Origin of the sequence: Micromonospora musae, from assembly GCF_003626545.1 — a bacterium.
Lineage (GTDB): Bacteria > Actinomycetota > Actinomycetes > Mycobacteriales > Micromonosporaceae > Micromonospora > Micromonospora musae.
In genome coordinates this window covers 867,390-891,482 of sequence record NZ_RAZS01000002.1, presented here as the reverse complement: position 1 = coordinate 891,482, position 24,093 = coordinate 867,390, and the positions used below count along the sequence as shown (strand labels likewise).

Here is a 24,093-nt window from a genome sequence, read left to right as displayed (position 1 = left end):
CTCTAGTCGTCGCGGCGGCAGGACGGGGTTACCCGTAAGGCCCGTTTCCGTCGCCGGGCCGCTACCTACGGTTCCCGCATCCAGAGCTTGGGATCGTTCACGAAGACACCCTTGCCTTGATGCCGCCAGATCACCCGAAGGGCTTCGAGCCGCACGTAGACCTGCTTGACCGTGGACGGGCTGACCTTATGCGCTGCGGCAAGCTGCGTGATGGAGGGCAGCTTGTCGCCCGGCTTGAGCTTCTTGGCTCTGATGTCGGCGACGATCTCGTCGGCGATGCGGATGTAGTCGGCGGTGATCGGCATGACTCCCCCTGCGTGGCACGCCAATTCGATCACGCAACGACACCGTGCAACAACTCGCAGTTTGACTAGGGTGACTGGGACAGCTAAGTTGGGAACCGCCTCCACCCTTGCGTGGCAACAAGAACGAGAGGCATCCCCATGGTCGGGGCGGGTGCGTATGCCCGTCCCGACCCACCGGACTGCTCTGCTGTCGTACCGCTCAATCGAGCTGCGGCGGCAGAGCGGGCGGGTCGCCCGCGGCCCCCGCGCGGGCGACCCGCCCTTTCAAACCCCACCGCCGGGACCTTCCGCGCTCCCGTCTGCTCTGGAGAGGATCGTCGTGGCTCAGGTGTATCGAGGTGGCCAGCCCTACCCAGCCGGCTACCCGGGCCGGTTGACGCCGCACGAGGTGCGGACCCGCGAGTTCGCCGCGCGCCGGCGCGGCGTCGACCCCGATGAGGTACGCGAGTTCCAGGCCCGCATGGCCGACGAGCTGGCCACCCTCAACGAGACGGTACGGCTGCTCAGCCAGGAGAACGACCGGGTCAAGCGGGCACTGCGCGACTGGCAGACGATGCACGCGCGGGAGTGCCGGCCGGTGCAGGAGTTCCGCCCCAACCCCGGTCACTGGTGACCGCGCTGCCCTCCTCCGGTGACCTGCTGATCGTCGACGGTCGGGCGTCGGTGCAGTTTGCCGGGGAACGCGCACTGACCGTCCGCATCGTCTCGGTCTGCGACCGGCCGACATACCCCGGATGGATCTGGCTGACTGGCTACGTGCTCAACCGACGCGGTGAGGCGACCGCCAAACGCGAGCTCTACGTCCAACTGGCGGGTCTTCGGTACGTCGCCAATATGCACGACTTTTCCACCCATCCGCGCGCCCCACCGATTGGCAATGGCGCAGGCCTGCATGTCGGGGGTCCGTTGCATGATCGGTGCCTCTTCTACGGCTCGAGCTGATGAGGTGCCGGATCACGTGCGAACAAGGTCTGACTTCACCCTACGGATCCTGATCGGGAAGATCATGGAGCTCGGCGTCTCGGACCATGTCCGTGGCTTCCTTGAAGACGCCTTACGACACATGGGCGATCGGAGCTCGTACCGCGGCGGCAAGGAACTGTTGTCCCTGCTCCGCTACGCGGAGGGCGCCGCACGGCAAGAGGAGGACCTGCTCGCGAGTGAGCGCATCGAGGATGCGCTGGCCTACGCGATGAACACCATGCTCCGCCCCGACGTGGAGATCAAGTATCAGCTCTTCCCGGGAACTGGACACAGCCTGCTAGGGCTCATCCGTCGCACCACAGAGGCCTTCGGCAATGTCGTCCTGTCGTCGATACGCGCGTTCCTCGCCGAGAACCCGTCCGCCACCGTCACCGACATTCAGAAGCACCTTGTCGGTGTATTCGAGTCCGGGTCCGCCATCTCCGAAGACGAGGAACAAGCCGGACACTATGTGCTTCGTGGCCAGCGAGAGTCCTCTGCATGGCTGCTAGAGGTGCTGACCAGGCGGCTGACGCTCCAGGAGCGCCCGGCTCAGGCTGACGCCGACGTGAGCCGGCCCACGAGCACTGAGGAGCTGAGCCTGGAGGAGCTGGCTCACCTCGCCCAGCTCAAGTTGCGATCAGACGCTCTCCAGCAGCTGACGACGGCCGTTCAGAACCCGCACAGTACCGAGGCCGACCTCCAGTACCAGCTCCAAGGAAATCTCTGGATATTCGGTGGGTCGTTTCTTTCGGGCCTCGGCCGCCGCCGCCTCGTCGCCGGGAGTGAACTCGACATCCCTCTGCTCCGCCCCGACGGCTCGCTACACGTCGTGGAGCTGAAGCGGGCAAACGTGCGGATCATGACCCACCAGCGCAACGGCCTGATCCCCAACGGAGAGGTGCACCGTGCGGTGGGGCAGGTGATGAACTACCTTCTCGCACTCGACGAAGACCGCTCGCGCATCCTCGACCAACACGGCGTGGATGTACGTCGAGCTGCGGCAACGGTGGTGGTGGGCCATCCCCGCTTCCAACCGGACTTCGACGAGGCCGACATGAACGAGGTTCTGCGGACCTACAGCAGCCACCTCGCCCGGATCGAGGTGATCACCTACAAGCAGTTGATCGACGGAGCGACCAACGCCCTTGGGCTCTCTCAAGCCGAGGCGTCGCGCCATCCGTAGAGCGCGACTTCCAGCTACGTCGGCGGTTGACGGTTCAGACCCCTGGGGCGCCGTTGCGGTCCGACCGGTTTGCTGCGTTGCACACCTGGGGTCGCGATGAGTTGGTGCGCGGCCCGCAGCGTCGGAGCGACCGTTCCGTACAGGTACGGCGCGCTGGTCAGCCGCCCCCAGTGGTCGGTCAACCTCATGGCGGACGGATGGGTGAACGCCGCGACCAGCGTGTCGACGCCGGCGATACGTGCCCTCTCCAGGCTCGGCGCGACTTGGCGGCGGCGGGTCATGAGCGTCGTGAGCGCCTTGTAGACCTCGACGCCCTGGACGATGCAGAGGGTCGGCTCGAGGATCTTGATCGTGGCCACCAGATGCGGGGCGCAGTTCCGGCTCATCGTCGGGTTGCCTAGGGACTTGCTCGTGCCGCTGACGACGGCGGAGCACAGGCGCATGTTGGCCATGGCAAAGGCGTCGAACAGATGCACCGGCGAACGGGTGCTGTTCAGACGAAGCAACTCACCGGCCCGGTCAGGCCCGGGTTCCTGTCCGAGGGCGAGCCGGAGGGCGCTCGTGACACCCCGCATGTGCGGGTTTCGGGCGGTGAACGCCAGACTGGCGGACTGCATGACCTCGGCGTGACGTTGTTTGAGCGTCACGCCTTCTCGCGCCCGTCCGGTCTCCATGGCGATGACCAGGGTGCGCATCGGCACACCGTCGAGCATCAGGTCGTAGTGGTGGCCGACGTGAGAGAGCTGGCCCGCGGCGAAGGTCGCTGTCCGTGGGGAAGTCCCTCGACGCACACTCAGCACGCTCTGCCGGCAGCTGCCGAGCCTTCGGCAGACGCAGCTCCCGGACGGCCCCAGGACATGTTCGGTCATGTACTGACCGAGTCTCTCGATGCGGGTGGCGGTGGCCGCGGTGTCAGAGGCCAAAGTCATGCGCGTTGCAGACAGGGTCGGCACCTGCTCGACAAGGGCCGCGGCCCTGGGGATGGGCGGTCCCAGAACGCCGCGACGCGATCCCGCACGGTGGTCGTCATGATGCGAAGTTATCGACAGGTCACCGGTCATACCAGTGTGTACATCGAAGAATCCGCCGTGTGAGGAAGAAGTTGCACCAGTTAGCGGGATGTGCCAGGACGCCCGGTGGCGGATGAACGCGCTGTCCTCACGGTTCGCGCAGTCCTGCGAGAAAGAGAATCGATATCAAGCCAGGCGATCTTCGTGGGCTCTTGATCAATGGTGCTGGCTTCGGCCCGTCCTTGACACACATTCGCGCATTGGCATACTTGGCGGTGCCCGCTCCCCCTCGGCGCGCCCTCACTTCAGATGCGGTGATCCATGGACGACCTGTCGGCAGCAGGCCTGGCCGCCGCAGCGAGCGCGGCTCTGATCCAGGCCATGGTCTCGGACGTGTGGCTCGGCATGAAGGATCGCGCGGCGCGGGTCCTCGGTCGTGAGAAGACGGGCGCTACGGTGCGGCTCGACCGCGCCCTGGAGGAGTCACGGGAGCGCGTCCTCAGCGCGGCGCAGGACCACAGGGATCAGGCGTCCGCCCTGGAGACAGCGCGGTGGGCGGGCTGGTTGCAGGCTCGCTTGGACGACGACGCGAGCTTCGCCGACGCCGTGCGGGACCTGGTCGCCGCGATCGAGGAGTCCGGCGTCGCCGGCGACAGGTCGACCACCGTGCGGCAGAACATCACTGCAGGCCGGGATGCATACACCGCGGGCCGCGACCTCACCGTCGGCCGGCCCGACGCGGCACCATGAGCGACACGTGACGATGCACCAGCAGGACATCAACCCGCGTCGTGACGGCTACGTCGCAGGCCGGGACCTGCACCTGCATCTGCCCGCGCAGCAGCTCAGCCTCTATCCGGAGGAACGCTTCACCACACCTCTGACGTACGACCGCGCGCGGCCCATCTTCCTGCAATACCTGAACCCCGAGATCCGGTCCTGTTACGGCCGACCGCCGACCGCTCGCTTCACCGAGACCGACCTGTCCCAGGCGCTGCACGCCACGCGGCTGGCGGTGCTCGCCACCGACGAAGAGCTGGTCCTTCCCGCCTCGTACCTGTTCGAAGTGCCGGTCCTGTCGGTCTTCCTCACCCGGATCAGGCCCCTCGTCGTGCGCGGCGTCGTCCACTACTCCTCGCACATCGCTGACCTCGATTCGTACGTCGAGCACAAGGCCGTCGAATACCGCGGCGACGCACGCAACCCCTACGACCTGACTCCGCACCGCAGGCTCATCGACGGGCTCGTCTGGCGGCCCCGCTACGCGCAGAACACCGCTTCCGACATCGCACAGAGCTGGCGTGACGCGCTGGATTCCCACGGCCAGCTGGCCAGCACGCTCGTCAGCGTCTCGCGCAGGTGGCCCGATCGAGCCGGCGACGTCGAGACGCACCTGCGGGAGGTACCGGAACGGCTCGAAGGGCAGGCGTTCGTCGGAAGGTTCGTCCGCGCCACGGTTCCGGTTCCGTTGGAGGCCGAGGAGCGCTCTCGAGTCGACATGTTTCTGTCTCGTCAATACCTGGCGAGCTACCTCCGTGACCTCGACGCCGCCATCGTCGCCGACTTCGACTTCGGCGACTTCTCCTGCGGGATCCGCCAGCTGCGGTCGTCCCTCGCGGATCGGGTGCTCTCCGCCCGCGCGTTCGACCTCGGCCTTAGTTGGCTCGGCATCCACGATCTCGTCCACCATGGCACCCGCTGGCGCGACCTGCTCTCGCTACGTGCGACGCCTGAGTTCGGCGCCATCGCGACAGCCACACAGCACCCGGTGTTACGGGCTCGGCTGCGCGAGGCGGTGATCCGCGGTCGTAAACAGATCCGGTTCCAGAACGCGACGACGATTCCGCAGGCACACACCGTGGTATCGGTCGTCGCCAACAGACTCGATGTCGCGTTGAATCAGACAGACCCCGACCGAAGGACTCGCTAATGCTGGTTTCCGTCTACTGTTCTGGATCGATCATGAAGGGTGCCGCCGATCAGCAGCGTCTCTGCTGGACGGACGTGGAGCGCAAGGAGGTCGTCAGCGGCGCGGCTCCCTGCGATGTCGTCTTTCTCAACCCTGATGACCCGATACCGGACGCCGGCAACACGCTCGGCCAGTTCGGCCGGGACATGTACCAGGTGATGGTTGCCACGGCCGTCGTCGTCGATGCGCGAGTGCGCCGCGGAATCGGCATCGGGGTGGAGATGGCGGCGGCAGTGACGCTCGGTACCCCGGTGATCGTGGTCGCGCCCCGCAATTCGCAGTACCGCAGTGACGTCCTGGAATATCGGGGTGTGCGGGTGACTGATTACGTGCATCCTCATGTGGCGGCTCTGGCCACCGAGGTGGTCGAAGACTTCACCGCGGCCGGCCGCGCCCTCGTGGCGCTGGCCCACCGGCCCAAGGCCTCTCAACCTCGCCCCGAGTGGCTCTCCGCCGCCCTCACCGAGTACAAGGACCACGTGCTCGACATCGACGCGCCAATGCTTCAGGCACTACGAAAGATCGAATCCTCCGCTCCGGCAGCGACCAGCACGACGGCATGATCGAGGACACCGGGTCGAGCATCGTCGAACCGGTCGACGCCAGGACGGGGGTCACGGGTCTCCACCTCGTTCACAACCAGAATCTGGAGGCGTTGCTGTTCGACCGGAACCTCCTGGAGCTACCGTTCCGGCGGGTCTGCCTCGCCAGTAGCCGGGAGTTCATCCGACATATCCGGGACGAACTCGACGGTGCGGATCTCGCCGAGCTGACCATCTTGAGCAAGGGTCTGATCTACCAGCTGGCAGAAGCGGTCGCCCTCGAAGCGGGCCGGAACCTCCCGGCGAACATCGTCTCCACCAGCAGAGTGGCTGTCGCGTCGGACGACGCCACCGTCGAGGTCTCCTACGCGCGTTTCGACGCCGGCGGATCGACGCTACTGATCGGCGACACCGTCGCCTCCGGCGCGACCATCGTGGCGGCACTACGTGAGTACCAGCGATTCCATCCGGTCCGCCGCCTGTACGTGCTGTCCTTCGCGGGTGCCGTGAACGGCGCGGCACGAATCGCCGACTACTGCGCCGGCAGCGGCATCGACTGCACGATGCTCTTCGGTCTGGCCGCGTTCGGGCTGGCCGAGAATGGCTTCGATCTCTCGTTCCTGCATCCCGAGACAGTCACGAGGGACACCTACCGTGAGCGAGCCCGGCGGCAGTTCGACGGCCGACCAGTGTCAGCCGTCGGCTGGGACTTCGGTTCGCAGGCCATGGCGCCGGAGAAGTACCGGCAGCTCTGCTGGGTCGAGGCCGGCGTGTGGGAGCTGCACGGCTCACCGGCGCTCGCCGTCGCCCGCCCACCGGAAAGCATGGACGTGCTCGCCCACGAGGCGCCCGCATACGCGCGCAGTGGCCTGCAGGCAGTCGGCAACGACGCCGCGCGAACGGCCGATGGCCGGCCGCCGAAGGTCACTCCACCTGTGGCGTCAGGCAGTGACCGCGCTGCGGTGGGCGTTGACGATCCAGGCGTCGGCTAACGGGATCCACTCGTTGTCGCCCACCGGCACCACCGCCGTGTCCAGCCTCGGCAGCAGCGCCGGGTCCTCCATCGGGCAGAGCAGCCAGAGCTGTCCCCCGCCACCCCGCGCCGCATCCGCCAACTCGAAGAGCCGCTCCATTGCTCGGTAGCGGGCCAGCACGGCCGCGTCGTGCAACAGCAGCGGACCGTCACCGTCGCCCAACTCGGCGCGCAACGCCGGCACGGTCAGCTGCCAAGCCCGCTCGACGTACTCCCCCAGTTTGATTGCGGGCCGTGTGTTCGGCGCCGCGTTGTCGGCCCCGAGCACCGTCTCCCAGGTCGGTTTCGGCGTCTCGTCCACGAGCACGCGCAGATGATGCAGGAAACGCGCGGCGACGTTCACTGGCCGGGCATGGAAGCGCCGAGCCAGTTCCTCGCGCGCGAGCGGATAACGCGAGAGCCGTACCGTCAGGGCCCGGAAGCCGCCGCCGGACAGTGCGCCAGCCAGCCGCTCCTCGGAGCGCATCGCCGCCGCCAATTCGGGCGACTCCGCCGCCCACCGGCTCGGCGGCGCGGTGGCTGACGGCCGACGCTGCACGATCGACATCGACGATGACCCACTACGGGGTGGCGGTGGTACGTAGCGGTCACGGTCCCACCGCAGTTCGAACCCCGCCTCGGCGAGGAGCCTGTCGAGCTTCGGGTGCGCCGGCAAGGGTGTCAGCTCCGGGAAACGTGTGGTGACCCGCTGGGCGACCTGCTCCGGGGTCAGACCGCGCCGGCCCTCAGGAGTGGTTGCCGGGGGCACCACGCCGGCCTGGGCGAGTCGCAGCGCCCGCACCGGGTCGAGGTCTCGTGGGTAGAGCTCCAGCCGCGCGGTGGCAGCGGCCCGCTCGGAGGCAACCGCGGCGAGCAGCACCCGCCGGCGCTCGTCGATCGCGTCGGCCGCACCGCCGGGCGCGGTCACCGCCGCGAGGGTACGCAGTACGGTCGCCGGGCTCGGCAGCACCTCGCTGGCGGCCAGCCTGTCGGCGGCCTTTCCGAGCGCGTCGGCGTAGTCGAGCAACGCCGGCGCGGCTGGCGTCTCCGGGCCGTCGTCCTCCCCGGCCTCTAGCGCCACGAGCAGTCGCTCGCCATGCCGGCGGAGCAGTAGCCGGGGCTCGTCGGCGAGGGCGTCGACCTCCACTGCGGCACGCACGGCGGCGAGCGCAACTGCATGGCGCAGCGCATCACCGGTGCGGACCGATCCTCGGCTCCCCAACAATGCCGTCGCCAGCTCGCCGACCCCCATCACCCGACCACCGTCGCGCAGCAGCTCGACGAGCTGAGTACGCACACTCCCGACCACCGGAATTCCGTCCCAGCGTTTGCGCTGCTTGCCGAGGATCTGAGCCACTCGCGCCGCGGTGACACCGAGCGCGGCGGCGACCTGCGGCTGCTGCGGCCAGGACGGCAGCTCGGGCAGCGCACCGGACTCGTCGGGCAGGTGCAGCAGCAGGCGGGTCGCCTCGATCTCGGTGCCGTTGCGGCCGTTCTTTGCGGGCGTCAAGAGCGTGGCGATCGCGTCGAGGCCGACACGTACCAGATCGGCGTCGCCGGTCTCCGTCGCTGCCTCGGCGGTGGCCGCCTTGCGCGCGGCGGGCGTGGTGGGGATGGTCTCCCGCTCGCCGAGTCGGGTGCGCCACTCCTTGACCCGGCGCTGCAGCTCTCGGCGCGTCTTCGCGCCGAGGCCGGGGAGGGTGGCGAGCCGGTTGGCCACGGTGAGCAGTTCGCCGACAGCGCTGGCATCGAGGCGGTGGGCGGCGGAGACCGCCCGGGGCGTTAGACCTGCGGCTTCCAGCGCGGTCGCCCGAGTTGCCTTGCCAGCCGCGTCGTCTCTGGCCGCTTCGGCGACGGTCTCGTCAAGCTCGTCGGCCTCGGTCTCTGGGTGGTCCGTGCCGACAGGCGTGCTCGCGTCGGAGCGGCGGAAGACCTGGTGCCAGGCGTCGCGCATGTCCTTCAGCGAGGCGAACCGCCTGCGGTGGTCGCGGTGCAGAGCCTGCCCGAAGAAGGCGACCAGATCGTCGCGGATCGCCGGGTCGATCGCCTCCACGGCCAGGACCGGCGGGCCGTCGGTGAGCTGCGGCTCGGTGCCACCGTCGCCCCAGACAGGCAGCTCGCCGGAGGCCATCTCGTGCAGGGTGACCGCGAGGGCGTACCACTCGGCGTGCTTGTCGTAGACAGGGCGGTTGGCGGTGCCGAGAAACGGGTCGAGGTAGCGGGGCGTCCCAGCGTTGATCTCCTTGACCGACACGCCGGCCAGGGAGAAATCGAACAACACCAGCTGGCGTGTGCGGTTCGGGCGGATCCGGATGGCGATGTTGTCCGGCTTGATGTCGCGGTGATATACGCCCTCGCCCTCCAGGTAGTCGAGAGCGCCGAACAGGTAGTCGCTGTAGGTCTCCAGCTCGTCGACGGTGAGCCGGCCGTCGTCGCGCAGCTTTCGAGCGAGGGTGTGGTCGCCGGCGTGTTCGAGCACGACCACGGTGCGAGTGCCGAGCTGCAGCGGCTCGGGGCGCGCCAGCCGGATCACCCGGGAGTCGGTGAGCGGGGCGAGCACGCGCGCCTCGTGCGCGAGCCGGGCCGCCTTCTCGTCGGAGAGGCCGACCTTGAGCACCTCGTCCTTGCCGGTGCGCTCGTTGCGTGCGAGGAACGCCCGGCAGGTCGAACCCGTGCCAAGGCTCTTCGTGATTCTCCATTCGCCAACCTGATCGCCGCCGCGGGCTTCCAGCGGATCGACCTGCTCCGGCTCCTCCGGATGCACCGAGCCGGGCGGCGGTGCCGTCAGCTCGTCCTCGACAACCTGGAGCATCTCGACGAACTCGGCCACCGTGGTGAGCCGCTGGCCGGGCACCGGAGCAGTAGCCGCTTGGATCATCTCGTCCGCGAACTCGCTGATCCCGTCGGCAACCGCGGCGGCCCGCAAGCCGTTGTCTCGGCTGAGCCGGGCGAGCAGCTCCGGTCGCTTCGCCGCGGGCGGCTGGCCGGTGAGCACGAGATACGACAGCGCGCCGAGGCCGAAGACGTCCATCGCGACCGGGTCGGGTTGCGTAGTGCTCAACTCCGGCGCGAGATATGCCTCGGCCGAGAGTTCGATGTGCGTGGCCGCGTGAGACGAGAGGGCCACGGGTTCGGCGCTCGTGCCGCCCGTGCTGTCGACACCACGGGTCGCCGCTTGCCAGTCGCTGATCTGTAGCTGCGGGGTCAACCACGCTTCGTCTTCGCTGCCGCCCCTCCTCCGCCGTCCCGGACTGACCAGCACGCTGCGGGCCGATAGAGCTCGGTGGTGCAGCCGCCGGCGATGCGCGTAAGCCACCGTCTCGGCGAGTTGGCGGATCATCGCGAGCCGGCTGAGCGGATCCAGGCGGTCGCCGTACTGGGCAATGTAGTGGTCGAGGCGCATCGACCGCTGGTCGTATCGGAAGATCAGCGCGGGGCCGGCCTCATGCTGCTCCATTGCGTCGACCCGCACGATGCCGGGATGGCTGATTCCGTGCAGCACCTGCATCTCGCGCCGGGCGGCACGTTCGATGCTGGCCCGCTCGTCCTGCACCGCGTTGCGCTCGACGAGGTAGATGCGCACTCGCCGGTGCTCGCGCTCCAGGTCACGGTGGCGGGCGTGGTGGTCCTGCCAGGTGGGCCCGAGGTCGAACGGTCGCGGTTCCAGCTCCCACGAGCCGATCTGGTAGTGCCGGCGGCTGCGAGCGATGCCGATATCCGCCAGCAGGTCGGGCAGCGCCGCTGAGACCTCCCTCGTGACCCGCTGGCGTTCGTCCTGCGGTGGGCGCCGGAGCAGGGTGCTGATCGCCGGCAGCGGGCCGGGCTGGTGACCGGGTGCTGTCTCAGGGCCGTAAATCCCGTGCAGATGGTGCTCGGAGAGGTCGACGCGCAAGCCGGGCTTGGAGAGGAACACCGCTGCCTGCACGAACGGGATCTTGACTGTTCGTCCCCGCCGCCGGGACGCGGCGACCTGCAGCAAGGACTTCAGCTTCTTGGCCTTGGCGTCCGCAAGGTGGAGGGGGTTGTCAAAGGTGCGAGTTCGGTTCGGAGCTTGCTGGATCCAGTTGGAGCCACTGGACGTCAGCCGCCCGTTCAGGCTCTTGATCTCGATCAGGTAGAGACCGCCGGGCCCGGCGACCAGCAGGTCGACCTCGTACGGGTGACCGGTCTGGGCGGTGAAGGTGAAGTTCGACCAGGCCCGGTACGGCTCACTATCGGGTAGGAGCGCTTGGACGTGCGCCAGCGCCTCCCGCTCGTGCGCGAACTGCGACGGCGTGATCGTCGTCCACCGGCCCTCCTGCATGTCAGAGATCCTAGGGGTGATGGGCTCCTCACTCTGACCTGCACCACCGCGCGTCATCACCGGAGACGGCACCGCATTGTCAGGAGACTCCCGATGAGCGGGAGGCATGCCGGCTATTCCCGTTGATTCCGACATCCGGCGGAGTCTCTCCTCCATCCTTGAGGATGTCGTTCAGCAGCTTGATGATCTCTGTCGCCTCGTGCTCTTCGAGTGGTTCACCGACTCGACCACTACGGCTGAGAGCGTCCGTGAGCCGCGCGGCCAGGTCCTCGACCTTCGACCTCTCTTCCTTGAACACATGCTGGTCGAGGACGTCGGCGAGTTGCTGGTCGCTGAGTAGGAGGGCCGCGTGAGCCAGTGGGTCGCGACGGAGGCGGTCGATCAACGCGATCCAGCGTTGGGTGATCTGGTCGGTCAGCTGTATCCGGCGCAGCGTCAGCTCGTGATCGCTCTCAGCGCGAAGTCGCTGTACGTGGGCGTGGCGGAGTTCTGACTTCACGTCCTCGTCAAGGCGGACGCGCACCTCCGGTTTGCAGTGCAGGACGACGTCACGTCGCTCGTAGCGACGATGCGCGCGGGACAGGAGCCGGTTGAGCTGGATCTCGAGCGAGCCGGGCTGGTGCGGGTGGAAATGCCGGGCAAGATCCGCCGCCTGGTGCTCGACATCGCGGCGAGCGAGGTCGGCGAAGTGCACCGACCACGCCCCGAGCTGGTCCTCGCGGAGCCCTTCCGAGTACCACGTGAACATCACATCGATGTGGAACGAGAAGACGTACCCCCGGGCGGGGACGATGATCGGTCGAGGATGGCGTCGACGCTGAGTGAGGTCGGGGGCGGGTGGGCCCTGGAAACGAGCGGCGGCAGCACGGACGCGATCCGCCAGCTGACGAAACTTGGGCACGATGTGGGGCCGATCCGAGTTCATGGGGCCAGCATTATCGGTGGTCATCTTCACTCCCATCACGCGGCGGAGGTGGTGGTCGCCGAGCCTCGCGAAAGCCAGTAGGTGAGCCGGGAACGGATAGCCGGATCGGCGGCGAGCCGGCGGATCAGGCTGCGAATCGGTCCGCTCAACTGAGGGTCGCTGGCGCCGGTCTTCAACCACTCGGCGAGGTGTTGCCACGCCGTGACGGAGAATCGCGGATCGAGCAGAACAACTCGCCAGAGTGAGGCCATGTGGTCCACCTGCGTAGGTCCGGCGTCCAGGAGCGCAAACAACTCCCGGCGGCGCGAGGTGGGCGCAAGGCGGTCGACCCAGTCGAAGAATGCCTGTGCCGCGTGCCTACGCAGGGCCGGGTTGCTGCTGTCGAGCCACCACGACAGCATCCCGATCGTCCAGGAGTTACCGATCGTTCCGAACAACCTCTCGATCGCGTCCGACACGTTGCGCGTGCGCCACCCAGTGGCATTGGTTGCCACGACGGTGAGCGCTCGCGCCGCCTGGCTGGGGTTACGTGAGATGTAGCCCAATCCCCAGACCATCGCTGCCGTATCCCGTTCGAGCGGAGAGGTCGAGCGAGCCAGGTTTTCGATTTCGGCATTGACGAGGGCCCGTACGTGGCGGTTCGATGCCAGGCCAAGCTGATCAGCGCCGTCAAGGTTCGCCGTTGACACCATGGCGGCCGCTGCGGTCCGCCGCACCCGCCACCTCCGGTCACGAGCCCAACGCCGGATCACGCGTGAGTAGACGTGGTCGAAGTCATGGGTGGCGAAAATTCCCGCGGCGACCGCAGCGCACTCGCTGAAACCTAGCTCTGGATGAGACGCGAGTTCGTCAACCCACTCGATCAGCGCTGGACGGGTGTTGTCGAAGTCGTTCCAGGCAACGTCGAGCATTGCCGTGACCACCTCTGCGTCGACCTGCGCAACCCTGGTCACCCGCTGCGTCGAGCATGCCTCGTCGACAGGCCTGTGCCAGTCCGAACAGAGCTCTCTCCCGAGCAGGCTCGGCAGGTCGTTCAGCAGAGCAGGTCGCCCGATGACGGGCTCGGCGAAGAGGTGGTCGAGCTTCTCCAGCAACAGACCGGCACCTTCAGAGACGCTGGCCATGGGTTGACCGGCAAAAACGGCGTAGGCGATACGGAGTGCACGGCGGTGTTGCACCGACCGATTGTGGTAGCCCTCGTCCGGACGCTCGGTCAGCAAGAGGATTCGTCGCGCCTCTTCCCGGCGCCGCCGAGCCTCGGACGGAAGGATGGCCGCGATCGCCTGGCCTCTCGGCAACTCTGCCGCAATTCGTTCTGCGTAGTGGGCGCACTCTCTCGGAGAACGCATGAGACCTATCGACCGCTTGACCGGCTCAGTCAGCAGTTCGGAGACGTACGCCTCATGGCAGTTCCCGGCACAGGTCCCGCAATCCGCCACGCACTTGCCATCGAGGTAGAGCGCGAGATGTCGGCGGAAGATCTCCAGAGACGCATCCGGGGGCTCGTGGAAGACTTCTGCCCGATGCAGCTCGTCCTCGGATGATCTGAGGTCTCGGATGATGATAGCGCTGGAGTCCCGCCCCTCGAAGATCGGCTCAAGAGATCGGAGCACATCGGTCAACTGCCTGTCAGCAATCTCGATTATGTAGCAGGACCCCTTCTCGATGATCTCGGGATCTTCTCGCAGGTGAGCTACGATGTCTGCCCCCCGCGGGAAGATCCTTCTAACCAGGTCGGCTGACCGATGTTCTGCGAGCGCGATACACGCCGCAGTCATCCGGCCGGTCTTCGGAAGCCCGGCGATGCCAACTATTCGGTTGCGTCGCAGGCGCTGCTGCAGGTCGGCGAAATACTGCGGTTGGATGAACGTCCGACATCTACGCGTCAGATCAGAAACCCGGTCAGAGAAAAACTCCTTCCTGCGCTCGCTCCGATCTAAGCTTATGCTGCCGATCACGGTCGCGTGGTCGCCGAACGCGCTCGGGCCTGCGTTCGTCAGGTCGTCTATTCGAAAGCTGCTGCGCGGCGGCGAGAGCAGGCGACGCAACGTGGGATGGTCGTAGACCGACCGCGTTCCAACGCCCTCTTCCGGATCGTTCTCATCATCAATGGGCACAGCAGGTTGCACTTCCGACTCTTCCTGGCGGCCCCCAAGTGGGTTCAGACGGTTCTTCACTGGGGCCGCCCGAGCGGGCGGCGGGACGATTTCGCTCCGCCTCACCGTCCCGTTCGCTCGGCGCGCTCTCCGAAGCGGCTGGTGGCACGTTCTTAGGCGATTGCGGACTGTCTGTCATCGCCACGAAGCCCCATCACCGCGGGGTGATTCCGCGGCCCCCGCTATCCGAGCATGGTCACCGAAGACCGTCGGTCCGTGGTTCGTGACGGTGCCGAAGCTGAACCTGCTCCCGCTCGTCGCCGGCGGCGCCGGCTGCGGCGCCTCCTCGGCGTCGCCGCAGGGGGAGGCATCGTACGTGCGCGACGGGGACGGTGCCGCCAGATTGAAGTCCTCATCTGGCACGAAAATCCAGGCATCCTCCGCGAAGGACTTGACGCGAACGTCAACCCGGCCGTAACGCTCCTTCCGGATGCCGCTGTAGGACTGGCTCACCACCTCTCGGAAGATCGTGGAGGAGACGATCATGACAACGGTCGCCTGTGGAAACCGCTTCAAGGCATCTTTCAGGGGGTCCGCGTCGACCAAGCGGGCCGCAGCCACCACAGCGGACCCGGCGTAGCCATTCTCCGTCTTCGTGACGAGGCCCTGGTGGATCGCGACGCGTAGCCGGACCTTGGCATGAGGCGCAACGTCGCGGTTGTGATCGCGCAGGATCCGATCCATGGCGGGCACGAGGTCAGCGATGACCCGGGGCTCGGACGTACCCGGAGGAAAGAGCGCGAGCTCGCCATCTCCGGTCGGCTGGATCTCCCACCCGGTGCGCTGGAGCCCACACTGCTCGGCCGCCCGCTGCATGAGGTGCCGGAAATCGGTCTGGACTCGCGCCTGCCCGGCGTCGTCGTGGCGGCTGTAGCTTTCCATGTCCACGGCCATGATCAACCGCCGGCTTGGCTGCGATATCGCCATCTCGCTCCTCCTGACACTCGAACCCTGAGGCCATGTCACTTATAGCGATCGCTGCCGATGGGAAAGCCATCAAAGTACGGGGTGTCCGGAACTTGATCGTCGGGGCTGTCGGAAAAACGGGAAACCGTACTTGGACGAGGTACGGCGCTGTCCACACAGCTTCACTCGAGATATGACGATCCCTCTGCCGAACCGACTGCGCGACGAGTGGCCCGACGCGAGTGTGGAGACAGCGCTCCAGGCTGTGCGCCTGCATCAGGAGTCGATCCAGCACGCCGACATGAAGATTGCTCGGCTGGCCGGCTTCCAAGGCGCGTTGGCAGCACTCATGATCAGTACGGCGCAGGCCCCGATCACCTTCGTCTCTGGTTCACCGGCCGCTCCGGTCGCCGGCGGAGTCGCGGTGCTCTTCCTGCTCACGCTTCTCGTTGCCGCCCGCCACCTCGCGCTGGGCTTTCAGCCCAGAGCGTCTGGACCTGCCCTTCCCAACAGATTCGGATTCCCGGCCGCTACCTCGACGTCAGCGCTTGCGGCACTCCACCACAAGCAGGGCGAGCCGCGGGAAGCCTGGACACTGGTGACCCTGCTGGCCGGCATCGCTCAGGAGAAGCACCAGCGAGTAAGGGCCGCCCTGCCGTGGACCTTCGCCGCTGGCTGCGCCGCGGCCGCATGGCTCGTCCTCACCGTCTTCATGGGCTAACCCGTGCCCCGGTCATCTTCTGTCGAGCTCACTCATCGGAAACAATCCACCCACCGGCTGGTCGCTGTCATCTTTGAGCAGCAAGATGACCTTGATGAACGGGGGCTGCGATGGGGCATCAGCATCACCGACCGACGATCGATCGGGACTGGCCTGTCGGCACACTGCTCGGTTGTCTGGATCCCGACATCAGAACCGAGATGCTCCGGTTAGGAACCACGATCCCGATCAAGCCCGGAGATCGCATCCTGCGTGAAGGTGAGGTGGGCAACCACCTGGTCCTCCTTCGTGAGGCGGTGGTGAAAGTAACGGTCAATCTGGTCGACGGGCGACAAGCTCTCCTGGCCATCCGGGTGTCGGGTGACCTGGTTGGCGAGATCTCCGCGCTCAACGACACGCCACGGACGGCCACGGTAACGAGCTGCGGGGCAGGCTCGATCAGCGTCATCTACAAACGTGACTGGTCACCATTTCTGCATCGTCGACCCGAAGCGGCCCTCGCCCTGGCTCGCACCACTGCGGCTCGGTTCCGCTGGGCAAATCGGCGCCGAATCGACTTCACGTCGTATCCGGCCAAGGTGCGGCTGGCACGGATCCTGGCGGAACTGGCCTCGGCCCATGGCCAGGTCGTCGACGCCGGACGTACCGTCGGGATCGCGCTGACGCAACAGGAGTTAGCATCCTTGTGCGGTGCAGCAGAGCCCACGGTGGAGAAGGCGCTCCGCGAACTCCGCGAGGCCGACGTGCTCCAAACCGGGTACCGACAGATCATCGTGAGAGACTTGGCCGCCCTTCGACGTCTCGCTCACATGCCTGACAGCAGCCAGCAATGGATGGACCGAAGCCTCTGAGGACCCAGCGCGTCCGCTGTTTGAGATGCAGTGCGAGCCCAGCGCAACTTCAGGGAAGTTGTGGCCTCCGGGGGCGGTGGAGGGGACAACTTCCCTGAAGTTGTACGGATCATGAGCACGGCCGGTCCGAGGCGGCGCGGTCAGCGGGGGGTGTCACGGCGGCGGAAGGCGGCGGCGCCGGTCGCCAGCAGGGCCGCCGCCACGGCGGCGAGGACCAGCAGCGGCAGCGCCGTCGGGTCGACTGCTGGCGCGGCGGGCACGTGGGTGTACGGCGAGAGGTCGAGCGCGCCCTGCGGCAGCTCCAGCACCGCGCCCAGCTGCCCGAGCAGCAGGAACACCATGAGCGCCGCCCAGGAGAGCGCCACCGACCAGCGGGGCAGCAGTCCGAACAGGGCGGTCACCACCCCGGCGACGACGAGCAGGGCCGGCAGGCGCAGCGCAGCGGCGCCGCAAAGCGCGAGCGCCTTCCCCACCGGGTCGCCGTCGACCAGGCCGTAGCCGATCCCGGTGGTGATTCCGCCGAGGAGCAGCAGCACGGTCGCGCCGAGCAGCGCCGCGGCCACCTGCGTGCCGAGCCAGCGGCCGCGGCTCACGGCGGTGGCGAGGACGGCCTCCAGCACCCCGTCGGCCTCGTCGGCGCGTACCCGGAGCAGGGCCTGCACGACGTACGCGCCGATCGCCAGCGCGTAGAGCCCGAGCATGGCGGCGAGGTACCCGTCGACCAGTTCGGCGCCGCCGCCCATCGCGGCGATCGCCTCGGCGGCGGCCGGGTTCTCGGCGATCATGGCGTTGAACTCGTCGGCGGCGACGCCCATCGAGATGCCGAGCACGCCCACACCGATCGCCCAGCCGAGCAGCGTGCCGCGTTGCAGCCGCCAGGCCAGCCCGGCGGGGCTGAGCAGCCACGTCGCGGCGCGCCCCGGTCCGCGGCGGGCGGCGAGCAGGCCGGCGCCGAGGTCCCGTCGCTGCGCCAGCGCGTACGCGAGCGCCACGGCGGCGATCAGCAGCGCGACCGGCAGGGCGAGCGTCCACCACCGCTCGCCGGTGTAGGCGCGTACCTGGTTGCCCCACCCCATCGGACTCAGCCAGGACGGCCAGGCGCTCTCCACCCGGGTGCCGTCGGCGCTCTGCTCACCGAAGACGTCGCCGGCGGCGCGGAGCAGGAAGGAGAGGCCGACGGCCGCGGCGGCGAGCGCGTTGGCGCCTCGGGAGGTGACGGTGAGCTGGGCGGTGACGGCGGCGACGCCGGTGAACGCCACTCCCACGCCGCCGATCGCGGCGGCCGCGGCGAGGGATCCGGCCAGCGGCAGCCCGGCGCCGGCGAAGACGACCGCGAGGAGCGCGGCGGCGAGCAGGTTCACCCCGACGACGACCAGCAGGGCGGCGGTGAGCAGCGCGTACCGGCCGACCACGGAGGCGCCGAGCAGCTCGGCCCGGCCGGTCTCCTCGTTCTGCCGGGTGTGCCGGACGACCGCGAAGGTGCTCAGCAGCGCGACGAGGACGGCCAGCGTCGCGTACGTCTCGGCGACCACCACCGCGCCGAGGTCGGTGCCGGCGATGGGGCCGTTGAAGGCGCGGGCGACCAGGCTGGACGCCGAGGTGGTGGCGTAGCCGTGCCGGGCCGCCTCGTCGGGGTAGACACCGGCGACGCTGGCGGCGAGGGCGTAGCCGAGCAGGGGGGTGCCGAAGATCCAGATGCCGAGCCGGATCCGGTCGCGGCGCAGCGCGAGTCGGGTGAGCCGTCCGGTGCCGGTGAAGGCGCTCACCGCAGCGCCGCCGGGGTCTCGGTGGCGCGCTGCTCGGCGACCCGGCTTCCGTCGGCGCCGTAGTGGCGCAGGAAGAGCTGCTCCAGGGTGGGCGGGGCGCTGCTCAGCGCGCGCACGCCGAAGCGGACGAGGTGACCGAGCAGCTCGTCGAGGTGGGCCGGCTCGACCTCCAGGTGGGTGCGCCCGTCGGCCTCCCGTACGGAGTGCACGCCGGGCAGCTCGGCGAGGCCGGTGAGCGGCCGGGCGGTCTCCACGGTGACCGCGGTGCGGGTGAGGTGGCGCAGCTCGGTGAGGGTGCCGGATTCGACGGTGCGCCCCTCGCGGATGATGCTGACCCGGTCGCAGAGCGCCTCGACCTCGGCGAGCACGTGGCTGGAGAGCAGCACCGTGCCGCCCGCGCTGCGGATGCGCCGGACCTGGTCCTGGAAGACCGACTCCATGAGGGGGTCGAGGCCGGAGGTCGGCTCGTCGAGCACGTAGAGCTCCACGTCGGAGGCGAAGGCGGCGACGATGGCGACCTTCTGCCGGTTGCCCTTGGAGTAGGTGCGGCAGGTGCGGGTCGGGTCGAGGTCGAAGCGCTCCAGCAGCTCGTCGCGGCGGTGCCGGTCGAGCCCGCCGCGCAGCTTGCCGAGCAGGTCGATGGCCTCTCCGCCGGTGAGGTTGGGCCAGAGGCTCACGTCGCCGGGCACGTACGCCAGCCGGCGGTGCAGGCGTACCGCGTCGCGCCACGGGTCGGCGTCGAGCACCCGCGCCTCGCCGGCATCGCGGCGGAGCAGACCGAGCAGGATGCGGATGGTGGTGGACTTGCCGGCGCCGTTGGGGCCGAGGAAGCCGTGCACCTCCCCCGCCTCGACCCGCAGGTCGAGTTCGTCGAGCGCGCGAACCGCGCCGAACGTCTTGACCAGTTTGTCGATCGCGATGACGGCCATGGCCCCTCCCGGCGGATGACACCTCGACGTCCTCACTGTACTGACCGACGGTCAGCCGGATCAACGGGCTTCCGCCCGTCGGTCAGAAGGGCGACTACGCTGGCGGGATGACCGCCGAGCCCGTGGACGACACCCGGTCCCGGATCCTGCGCGCCGCGCTCGACCTCTTCGCCGAGCACGGTTACCAGCGCACCTCGCTCCGGCAGATCGGTGAGCGGCTGCGGCTGACCAAGGCCGCCATCCTCTACCACTTCCCCGCCAAGGAGAACCTGCTCGCCGCCCTGGTCGAGCCGCTGCTCGGCGACCTGGAGGGGCTGCTCGACGCGGCGGAGGGGCTGCCGACCGAGCGGGCCCGTGCGGTGGTGTTGGAGGGCTGGGTGGACACGATGCTCGCCCACCGCCGCCCCCTCGGCATGCTCTTCCACGACATCGCCCTGATCACCCGGGGTGACACCTACCACCGGCTGATGCGGATCGCCATGCGGGCCAACGACCTGATCGCCGGTCCGCAGGCCGGACGCCGGGAGCGGGTGCGGGCGGTGCAGGCGGTCGCCATGTGCAGCGACCCGGTCGTCTTCTTCGCCGACGTTCCCGACGAGGTGCTCCGCGCCGACATGCTCGACGGGGTGCGTCACCTGCTGACGGCGACAGTGGACACCGGACTCTCCGCCGGCGTGACGGCCGGGCAGCCGAAGCGGAGCGGGCGAGCCGCGCCGTCGGTGATCGGCGCGGCCCGGGTGGGCGTCGACCACGGCGGGGCCGGGCCGCGACGGCGGCCGGGCCGACCCCGCGCCCTCGATCGCGAGCAGGTCGAGACGGCGCGGCGGATGTACGCCGCCGGGGACCACTCGGTGGACGCGATAGCGGCCGCGTTGAACGTCTCCCGGGCCACCGTCTACCGCCACCTGGCACCGGCCGGCGAGAGTAACGAGACGATTTAGCGACAGTTTCGAGACGGTTCCGCGACGGAGCGGCCGTCACCGTCGTGCGGCTCCACCACGGTGCCGACGTGCGCGAAGACGTCGGCCAGGCGGGCGAGGTCGACGCCCTCGAAGTGGTCGAGGAACCGTCGGCGTACGGCGGCCAGGTGGCTCGGCCAGGACTCGGTGAGCCGGGCGAAGCCGGCGTCGGTGAGCACGGCGTTCCAGCCGCGGGCGTCCTCCAGGCTGCGGACCCGGCGCACCAGGCCCTGCGTCTCCAGCCGGGTGATGGTGCGGGTCATCCCGCTCAGCGAGAGGTGGCAGGCGAACGCGAGCTCGCTCATCCGTAGCTGCCGTTCGGGCGCCTCGGAGAGGCGCATCAGGGCCGTGTACTCGGTGAGCGGCAGCTGCCGGTCGCACACCATGTCGGCGTCGATGGCCCGGGGCAGCAGGTACATCACCCGGAACAGGGTGCGGACCAAGGCCTCCTCGTCGCGGTCGAGGGGCTTGCGCGGTTCGCCGGAGACGCCGGACATGCCGCCCATCCTAGTTCCGGCGGCGGAGCGCCCAGCCGGGGGCGCTGTGACGGCGGCCACGGCCCCGGTGTTTGCTTGACCAATCAACATCTGTCTAGCGTGTGGTGGCGTCAGGCAACGACTTCGGGAAGGCACCATCCGCATGACCAGGATCGGCATCATCCTCGGCAGCACCCGCCCCGGCCGCAACGGCGAGGCCGTCGCCCACTGGGTCCTCGAGCACGCCAAGCAGCGCACGGACGCGCAGTTCGAGCTGATCGACCTGCTCGACCACCCGCTGCCACACCTCGACGAGACCAACCTGCCCTCGTTCGGCCAGTACACGCAGCCGCACACCAAGAGCTGGGCCAAGACCATCGGGTCGTACGACGGGTTCGTGATGGTCACCCCGGAGTACAACCACTCCACCTCGGGCGCGCTGAAGAACGCGATCGACTACCTCTTCGCCGAGTGGAACAACAAGGCCGTCGGCTTCGTCAGCTACGGCTCCGCCGGTGGCGCCCGGGCCGTCGAGCACCTGCGACTCATCGCCGGCGAGCTCATGATGGCCGACGTACGGGCCCAGGTGGCGCTCTCGTTCGTCAACGACTTCGAGAACTACAGCGTCTTCAAGCCGAGCCCGTCCCACGAGCCCACCCTGAACACCATGCTCGACCAGGTCGTCGCCTGGAGCAGCGCGCTGGCGCACCTGCGCGGGAACTGAATCCACGCAGAGCCGAGGACGGCCGCGGGAACCTCCGCGGCCGTCCTCGTGTCGTGTCCTGAGGGGTTTCAGGCGGCCAGCGCGGCGTAGCGGCCGTCGCGGTCGAGCAGGCCGTCGTGGGTGCCGCACTCGACGATCCGGCCGTGGTCGAGCACCGCGATCTGGTCGGCGTCGCGGACGGTGGAGAGCCGGTGCGCGATCGTGATCGTGGTACGCCCCCTGGCCAGCTCGTCGAAGGCCCGCTGCACGGCCCGTTCCGTCTCGGTGTCCAGTGCGCTGGTGGCCTCGTCGAGGATCAGCACCCGGGGGTCGCGCAGCAGGGTGCGGGCGATCGCCAGCCGCTGCTTCTCGCCGCCGGAGAAGCGGTGGCCCCGGGAGCCGACGACCGTGTCGTACCCGTCGGGCAGGCTCGCGATCAGGTCGTGGATCTGCGCGGCGCGGGCCGCCGCCTCGATCTCCGCGTCGGTGGCGTCCGGCCGGGCATAGCGCAGGTTCTCCCGCACGGTGGTGTGCAGCAGGTAGGTCTCCTGGCTCACCACGCCGACGACCGCGGCCAGGTCGGCCAGGCGCAGGTCACGCAGGTCGGTCCCGTCGACGGTGATCCGTCCGCTCGTCGGGTCGTGCAGCCGGCTGACCAGGGCGGCGAGGGTGCTCTTGCCCGAGCCGGTCTCCCCGACCAGGGCGAGTCCGGTGCCGGCGGGCACGTCGAGGGTGACCCCCGCGACCGCGGTGGTGTCGCTGCCCGGGTAGCTGTAGGTGACGTCCTCCAGGCGCAGGTGTCCGCGCACCCGGCGCGGGTCGACCGGCGCCGGCTCGACCGGCTCGGCCACCTCGACCGGGAGGTCCAGGTACTCGAAGATCCGGGCGAAGAGCGCCAGCGACGAGGTGAGTGAGACGCCCACGTTGAGCAGCATCATCAGCGGCCGGAACAGCCCGTTCTGCAACGTGGTGAAGGCGACCAGGGTGCCGATGCTCAGGGTGCCGGCGGCGCCCGGCAGGCCGGCGCCGAGGTAGATGAGCGCGGGAACGGCGGCGAAGACGATGCTCATCGAGGCCATCCGCCAGCGTCCGGCCAGCTCGCTGCGCAGCTCCAGGTCGACCAGGCGGGCCGAGGAGGCGGTGAAGCGCTCGACCAGTGCCGGGGCGGTGCCGAGGGTCTTGGCGAGCTGAACCCCGCTGACCGAGAGGCTCTCCTCGACGGTGACGTTGAGGTCGGCGAGTTCCCGCTGGCGTCGGGCGGTGATCTCCCGGCGGAGTCGGGCGACCCGGCGGGTGAGCCAGATGGCCGGCGGGAGGATGAGCAGCGAGACGAGCGACAGCCGCCAGGAGAGCGCGACCATGGCGGCGACCGTGGCGACCACGGTGGTCAGGTTCGACGCGATCGAGGTGGCGGTGGAGGTGACCACCGACTGCATGCCGCCGATGTCGTTGGTGATCCGCGACTGCACCTCGCCGGTGCGGGTGCGGGTGAAGAAGTTCAGCGACTGGCGCTGCAGGTGGGTGAAGACGTCGGTGCGCAGGCGGTGCATGACCTCCTGCCCGACCCGGGTGGAGATCCAGGTCTGCACCACCCCGAGCACGGCGGTGACGGCGGCGACCCCGACCATGCCGAGAACCAGCCAGGCCAGCAGGGGCAGGTCGCGCCCCGGCAGGGCCTGGTCGATCACGTGCCGGAGCAGGAACGGCGAGGCCATCGCGAGGACCGAGGAGGCCACGATGATCGTGGTGACCACGGCGAGGGCGGCCCGGTGCGGGCGGAAGAGCCCGGCGATGCGCCGCAGCGACACCTGCCGGGCCTGCGCCTTCTCCGTCGGGCTGACGGTACGGGGGCCGCGGTCGCGGCCGAGGGGGTTGGGCTCCAAAAGCGGGCACCTTCCGATCGAATTTTACTGAGGTTGCCTCATCATGAGGGAACAACCGTACATCCTGCTACCGTATTCCGCGTGATCGAGGTCGACGGCGACGACGACAGCCTGGCCGAGGCGTTCTGGAAGGTGGCGCGGCTGCTGCGGCACCGCACCCGGGACGCCCTCGCCCCGTGGGAGGTCAGCCCGAGCCAGGCGCGCGCGCTCGGCGTCCTGGCCCGGCACGGCGTACTGCGACCCGGCGCGCTCGCCGAACACCTGCGCATCGCGGCCCGCTCCGCCACCGAGGTGGTCGACGACCTCCAGCGACGCGGGCTGGTCGAGCGCCGCCCCGACCCGAACGACCGGCGGGCGACCCTGGTCGCGCTCACCCCCGAGGGGGTACGCACGAGCAGCGGAATCCGGGCCAGCCGCCAGGCCGAGGCGGAGCGGTTGTTCGCCGAACTCACCCCCGGCGACCGCGCAGAGCTCGCCCGCATCCTGCGTACGCTGCACGGCTGACCGGCCGGCGCGGAGCCGGCCCCG

The 24,093-nt window shown here is 68.8% G+C and carries 22 protein-coding genes; 12 read left to right on the top strand and 10 right to left on the bottom strand.

Features of this window, described 5'->3' with window-relative positions; translation table 11 throughout:
• Positions 1–65 precede the first annotated feature (65 nt).
• Positions 66–305 (bottom strand): winged helix-turn-helix domain-containing protein, encoded by a 240-nt coding sequence (locus tag D7147_RS08120; RefSeq protein WP_120675159.1) that lies wholly within the window; start codon positions 303–305, stop codon positions 66–68.
• 319 nt (positions 306–624) lie between these two features.
• On the opposite strand from D7147_RS08120, the gene D7147_RS32960 reads away from it, so the two are divergent.
• The 3 genes from D7147_RS32960 to D7147_RS08105 all read left to right on the top strand — a co-directional run bounded on the left by D7147_RS32960 (position 625) and on the right by D7147_RS08105 (position 2,454).
• Positions 625–918, top strand: coding sequence for a DivIVA domain-containing protein (locus tag D7147_RS32960; protein WP_233563003.1), 294 nt, complete (start codon positions 625–627; stop codon positions 916–918).
• Positions 915–1,247, top strand: coding sequence for a hypothetical protein (locus D7147_RS08110; protein WP_233563002.1), 333 nt, complete (start codon positions 915–917; stop codon positions 1,245–1,247). The genes D7147_RS32960 and D7147_RS08110 overlap by 4 nt, the downstream gene beginning before the upstream one ends.
• A 64-nt stretch (positions 1,248–1,311) precedes the next feature.
• Entirely contained in the window at positions 1,312–2,454 is a 1,143-nt protein-coding gene (locus D7147_RS08105; protein WP_158609304.1) for a Shedu anti-phage system protein SduA domain-containing protein, read from the top strand.
• 14 nt (positions 2,455–2,468) lie between these two features.
• Here D7147_RS08105 and D7147_RS08100 read toward each other — a convergent pair whose 3' ends face one another.
• On the bottom strand, positions 2,469–3,515 hold the full coding sequence (locus D7147_RS08100) for a hypothetical protein (RefSeq protein WP_147437366.1): 1,047 nt from the start codon (positions 3,513–3,515) through the stop codon (positions 2,469–2,471).
• Between the two features lie 270 nt (positions 3,516–3,785).
• Between D7147_RS08100 and D7147_RS08095 the strand changes: the two genes are divergently transcribed.
• The 4 genes from D7147_RS08095 to D7147_RS08080 are packed head-to-tail and all read left to right on the top strand — an operon-like array spanning position 3,786 to position 6,967.
• Positions 3,786–4,214 carry a hypothetical protein gene (locus tag D7147_RS08095; protein ID WP_120675152.1) on the top strand — a complete coding sequence of 143 codons (429 nt, stop codon included), beginning with the start codon at positions 3,786–3,788 and terminating at the stop codon, positions 4,212–4,214.
• A gap of 7 nt (positions 4,215–4,221) precedes the next feature.
• Positions 4,222–5,394 carry a hypothetical protein gene (locus tag D7147_RS08090; RefSeq protein WP_120675150.1) on the top strand — a complete coding sequence of 391 codons (1,173 nt, stop codon included), beginning with the start codon at positions 4,222–4,224 and terminating at the stop codon, positions 5,392–5,394.
• A complete protein-coding gene (locus tag D7147_RS08085) occupies positions 5,394–5,996 on the top strand; it encodes a hypothetical protein (protein ID WP_120675147.1) in 603 nt (200 codons plus the stop codon). The genes D7147_RS08090 and D7147_RS08085 overlap by 1 nt, the downstream gene beginning before the upstream one ends.
• Positions 5,993–6,967, top strand: coding sequence for a hypothetical protein (locus tag D7147_RS08080; protein ID WP_120675145.1), 975 nt, complete (start codon positions 5,993–5,995; stop codon positions 6,965–6,967). Before D7147_RS08085 ends, D7147_RS08080 begins: the two co-directional genes overlap by 4 nt.
• On the opposite strand, the gene pglW is transcribed toward D7147_RS08080, so the two are convergent.
• From pglW to D7147_RS08060, 4 genes are all read right to left on the bottom strand, one after another.
• Positions 6,917–11,290 (bottom strand): BREX system serine/threonine kinase PglW, encoded by a 4,374-nt coding sequence (gene pglW, locus D7147_RS08075; protein WP_120675143.1) that lies wholly within the window; start codon positions 11,288–11,290, stop codon positions 6,917–6,919. The two genes, D7147_RS08080 and pglW, sit on opposite strands and share 51 nt — an antisense overlap.
• Before the next feature lie 79 nt (positions 11,291–11,369).
• The gene (locus D7147_RS08070; RefSeq protein ID WP_147437365.1) at positions 11,370–12,239 is read right to left on the bottom strand and encodes a hypothetical protein; all 870 of its coding nucleotides are present in this window, start codon (positions 12,237–12,239) and stop codon (positions 11,370–11,372) included.
• Between the two features lie 11 nt (positions 12,240–12,250).
• Positions 12,251–14,392: a hypothetical protein gene (locus tag D7147_RS08065; protein ID WP_147437364.1), complete on the bottom strand. Its 2,142-nt coding sequence runs from the start codon at positions 14,390–14,392 to the stop codon at positions 12,251–12,253.
• 114 nt (positions 14,393–14,506) lie between these two features.
• Entirely contained in the window at positions 14,507–15,298 is a 792-nt protein-coding gene (locus tag D7147_RS08060; RefSeq protein ID WP_120675137.1) for an adenylate/guanylate cyclase domain-containing protein, read from the bottom strand.
• 172 nt (positions 15,299–15,470) lie between these two features.
• On the opposite strand from D7147_RS08060, the gene D7147_RS08055 reads away from it, so the two are divergent.
• Both D7147_RS08055 and D7147_RS08050 read left to right on the top strand, forming a co-directional pair.
• Positions 15,471–15,998: a hypothetical protein gene (locus D7147_RS08055; protein WP_120675135.1), complete on the top strand. Its 528-nt coding sequence runs from the start codon at positions 15,471–15,473 to the stop codon at positions 15,996–15,998.
• Positions 15,999–16,108: 110 nt separating this feature from the next.
• On the top strand, positions 16,109–16,849 hold the full coding sequence (locus tag D7147_RS08050) for a Crp/Fnr family transcriptional regulator (protein WP_120675133.1): 741 nt from the start codon (positions 16,109–16,111) through the stop codon (positions 16,847–16,849).
• Positions 16,850–16,989: 140 nt separating this feature from the next.
• Here the strand turns inward: D7147_RS08050 and D7147_RS08045 are convergent, their stop codons facing one another.
• Positions 16,990–18,615: an ABC transporter permease gene (locus D7147_RS08045; RefSeq protein WP_120675131.1), complete on the bottom strand. Its 1,626-nt coding sequence runs from the start codon at positions 18,613–18,615 to the stop codon at positions 16,990–16,992.
• Entirely contained in the window at positions 18,612–19,544 is a 933-nt protein-coding gene (locus tag D7147_RS08040; RefSeq protein WP_120675129.1) for an ABC transporter ATP-binding protein, read from the bottom strand. The genes D7147_RS08045 and D7147_RS08040 overlap by 4 nt, the downstream gene beginning before the upstream one ends.
• A 107-nt stretch (positions 19,545–19,651) precedes the next feature.
• Here D7147_RS08040 and D7147_RS08035 point away from each other — a divergent pair, with 107 nt between their 5' ends.
• Positions 19,652–20,485 (top strand): TetR family transcriptional regulator, encoded by an 834-nt coding sequence (locus tag D7147_RS08035; protein WP_120675125.1) that lies wholly within the window; start codon positions 19,652–19,654, stop codon positions 20,483–20,485.
• On the opposite strand, the gene D7147_RS08030 is transcribed toward D7147_RS08035, so the two are convergent.
• Positions 20,482–21,000, bottom strand: a complete 519-nt coding sequence (locus D7147_RS08030) for a MarR family winged helix-turn-helix transcriptional regulator (protein WP_120675124.1) — start codon at positions 20,998–21,000, stop codon at positions 20,482–20,484. The two genes, D7147_RS08035 and D7147_RS08030, sit on opposite strands and share 4 nt — an antisense overlap.
• Before the next feature lie 142 nt (positions 21,001–21,142).
• Between D7147_RS08030 and D7147_RS08025 the strand changes: the two genes are divergently transcribed.
• On the top strand, positions 21,143–21,703 hold the full coding sequence (locus D7147_RS08025; protein WP_120675122.1) for an NADPH-dependent FMN reductase: 561 nt from the start codon (positions 21,143–21,145) through the stop codon (positions 21,701–21,703).
• Positions 21,704–21,771: 68 nt separating this feature from the next.
• Here the strand turns inward: D7147_RS08025 and D7147_RS08020 are convergent, their stop codons facing one another.
• On the bottom strand, positions 21,772–23,565 hold the full coding sequence (locus D7147_RS08020; RefSeq protein WP_120675120.1) for an ABC transporter ATP-binding protein: 1,794 nt from the start codon (positions 23,563–23,565) through the stop codon (positions 21,772–21,774).
• 81 nt (positions 23,566–23,646) lie between these two features.
• On the opposite strand from D7147_RS08020, the gene D7147_RS08015 reads away from it, so the two are divergent.
• Positions 23,647–24,069 carry a MarR family winged helix-turn-helix transcriptional regulator gene (locus tag D7147_RS08015; RefSeq protein ID WP_233563001.1) on the top strand — a complete coding sequence of 141 codons (423 nt, stop codon included), beginning with the start codon at positions 23,647–23,649 and terminating at the stop codon, positions 24,067–24,069.
• Positions 24,070–24,093: the final 24 nt, after the last annotated feature.

Coding starts and splice junctions, on each gene's coding strand:
- D7147_RS08120 (WP_120675159.1), bottom strand. CDS start 305: ATGCCGATCACCGCCGACTACATCCGCATCGCCGACGAGATCGTCGCC.
- D7147_RS08105 (WP_158609304.1), top strand. CDS start 1,312: ATGGAGCTCGGCGTCTCGGACCATGTCCGTGGCTTCCTTGAAGACGCC.
- D7147_RS08100 (WP_147437366.1), bottom strand. CDS start 3,515: ATGACCGGTGACCTGTCGATAACTTCGCATCATGACGACCACCGTGCG.
- D7147_RS08095 (WP_120675152.1), top strand. CDS start 3,786: ATGGACGACCTGTCGGCAGCAGGCCTGGCCGCCGCAGCGAGCGCGGCT.
- D7147_RS08085 (WP_120675147.1), top strand. CDS start 5,394: ATGCTGGTTTCCGTCTACTGTTCTGGATCGATCATGAAGGGTGCCGCC.
- D7147_RS08080 (WP_120675145.1), top strand. CDS start 5,993: ATGATCGAGGACACCGGGTCGAGCATCGTCGAACCGGTCGACGCCAGG.
- pglW (WP_120675143.1), bottom strand. CDS start 11,290: ATGCAGGAGGGCCGGTGGACGACGATCACGCCGTCGCAGTTCGCGCAC.
- D7147_RS08070 (WP_147437365.1), bottom strand. CDS start 12,239: ATGACCACCGATAATGCTGGCCCCATGAACTCGGATCGGCCCCACATC.
- D7147_RS08060 (WP_120675137.1), bottom strand. CDS start 15,298: ATGGCGATATCGCAGCCAAGCCGGCGGTTGATCATGGCCGTGGACATG.
- D7147_RS08055 (WP_120675135.1), top strand. CDS start 15,471: ATGACGATCCCTCTGCCGAACCGACTGCGCGACGAGTGGCCCGACGCG.
- D7147_RS08050 (WP_120675133.1), top strand. CDS start 16,109: ATGGGGCATCAGCATCACCGACCGACGATCGATCGGGACTGGCCTGTC.
- D7147_RS08040 (WP_120675129.1), bottom strand. CDS start 19,544: ATGGCCGTCATCGCGATCGACAAACTGGTCAAGACGTTCGGCGCGGTT.
- D7147_RS08035 (WP_120675125.1), top strand. CDS start 19,652: ATGACCGCCGAGCCCGTGGACGACACCCGGTCCCGGATCCTGCGCGCC.
- D7147_RS08030 (WP_120675124.1), bottom strand. CDS start 21,000: ATGTCCGGCGTCTCCGGCGAACCGCGCAAGCCCCTCGACCGCGACGAG.
- D7147_RS08025 (WP_120675122.1), top strand. CDS start 21,143: ATGACCAGGATCGGCATCATCCTCGGCAGCACCCGCCCCGGCCGCAAC.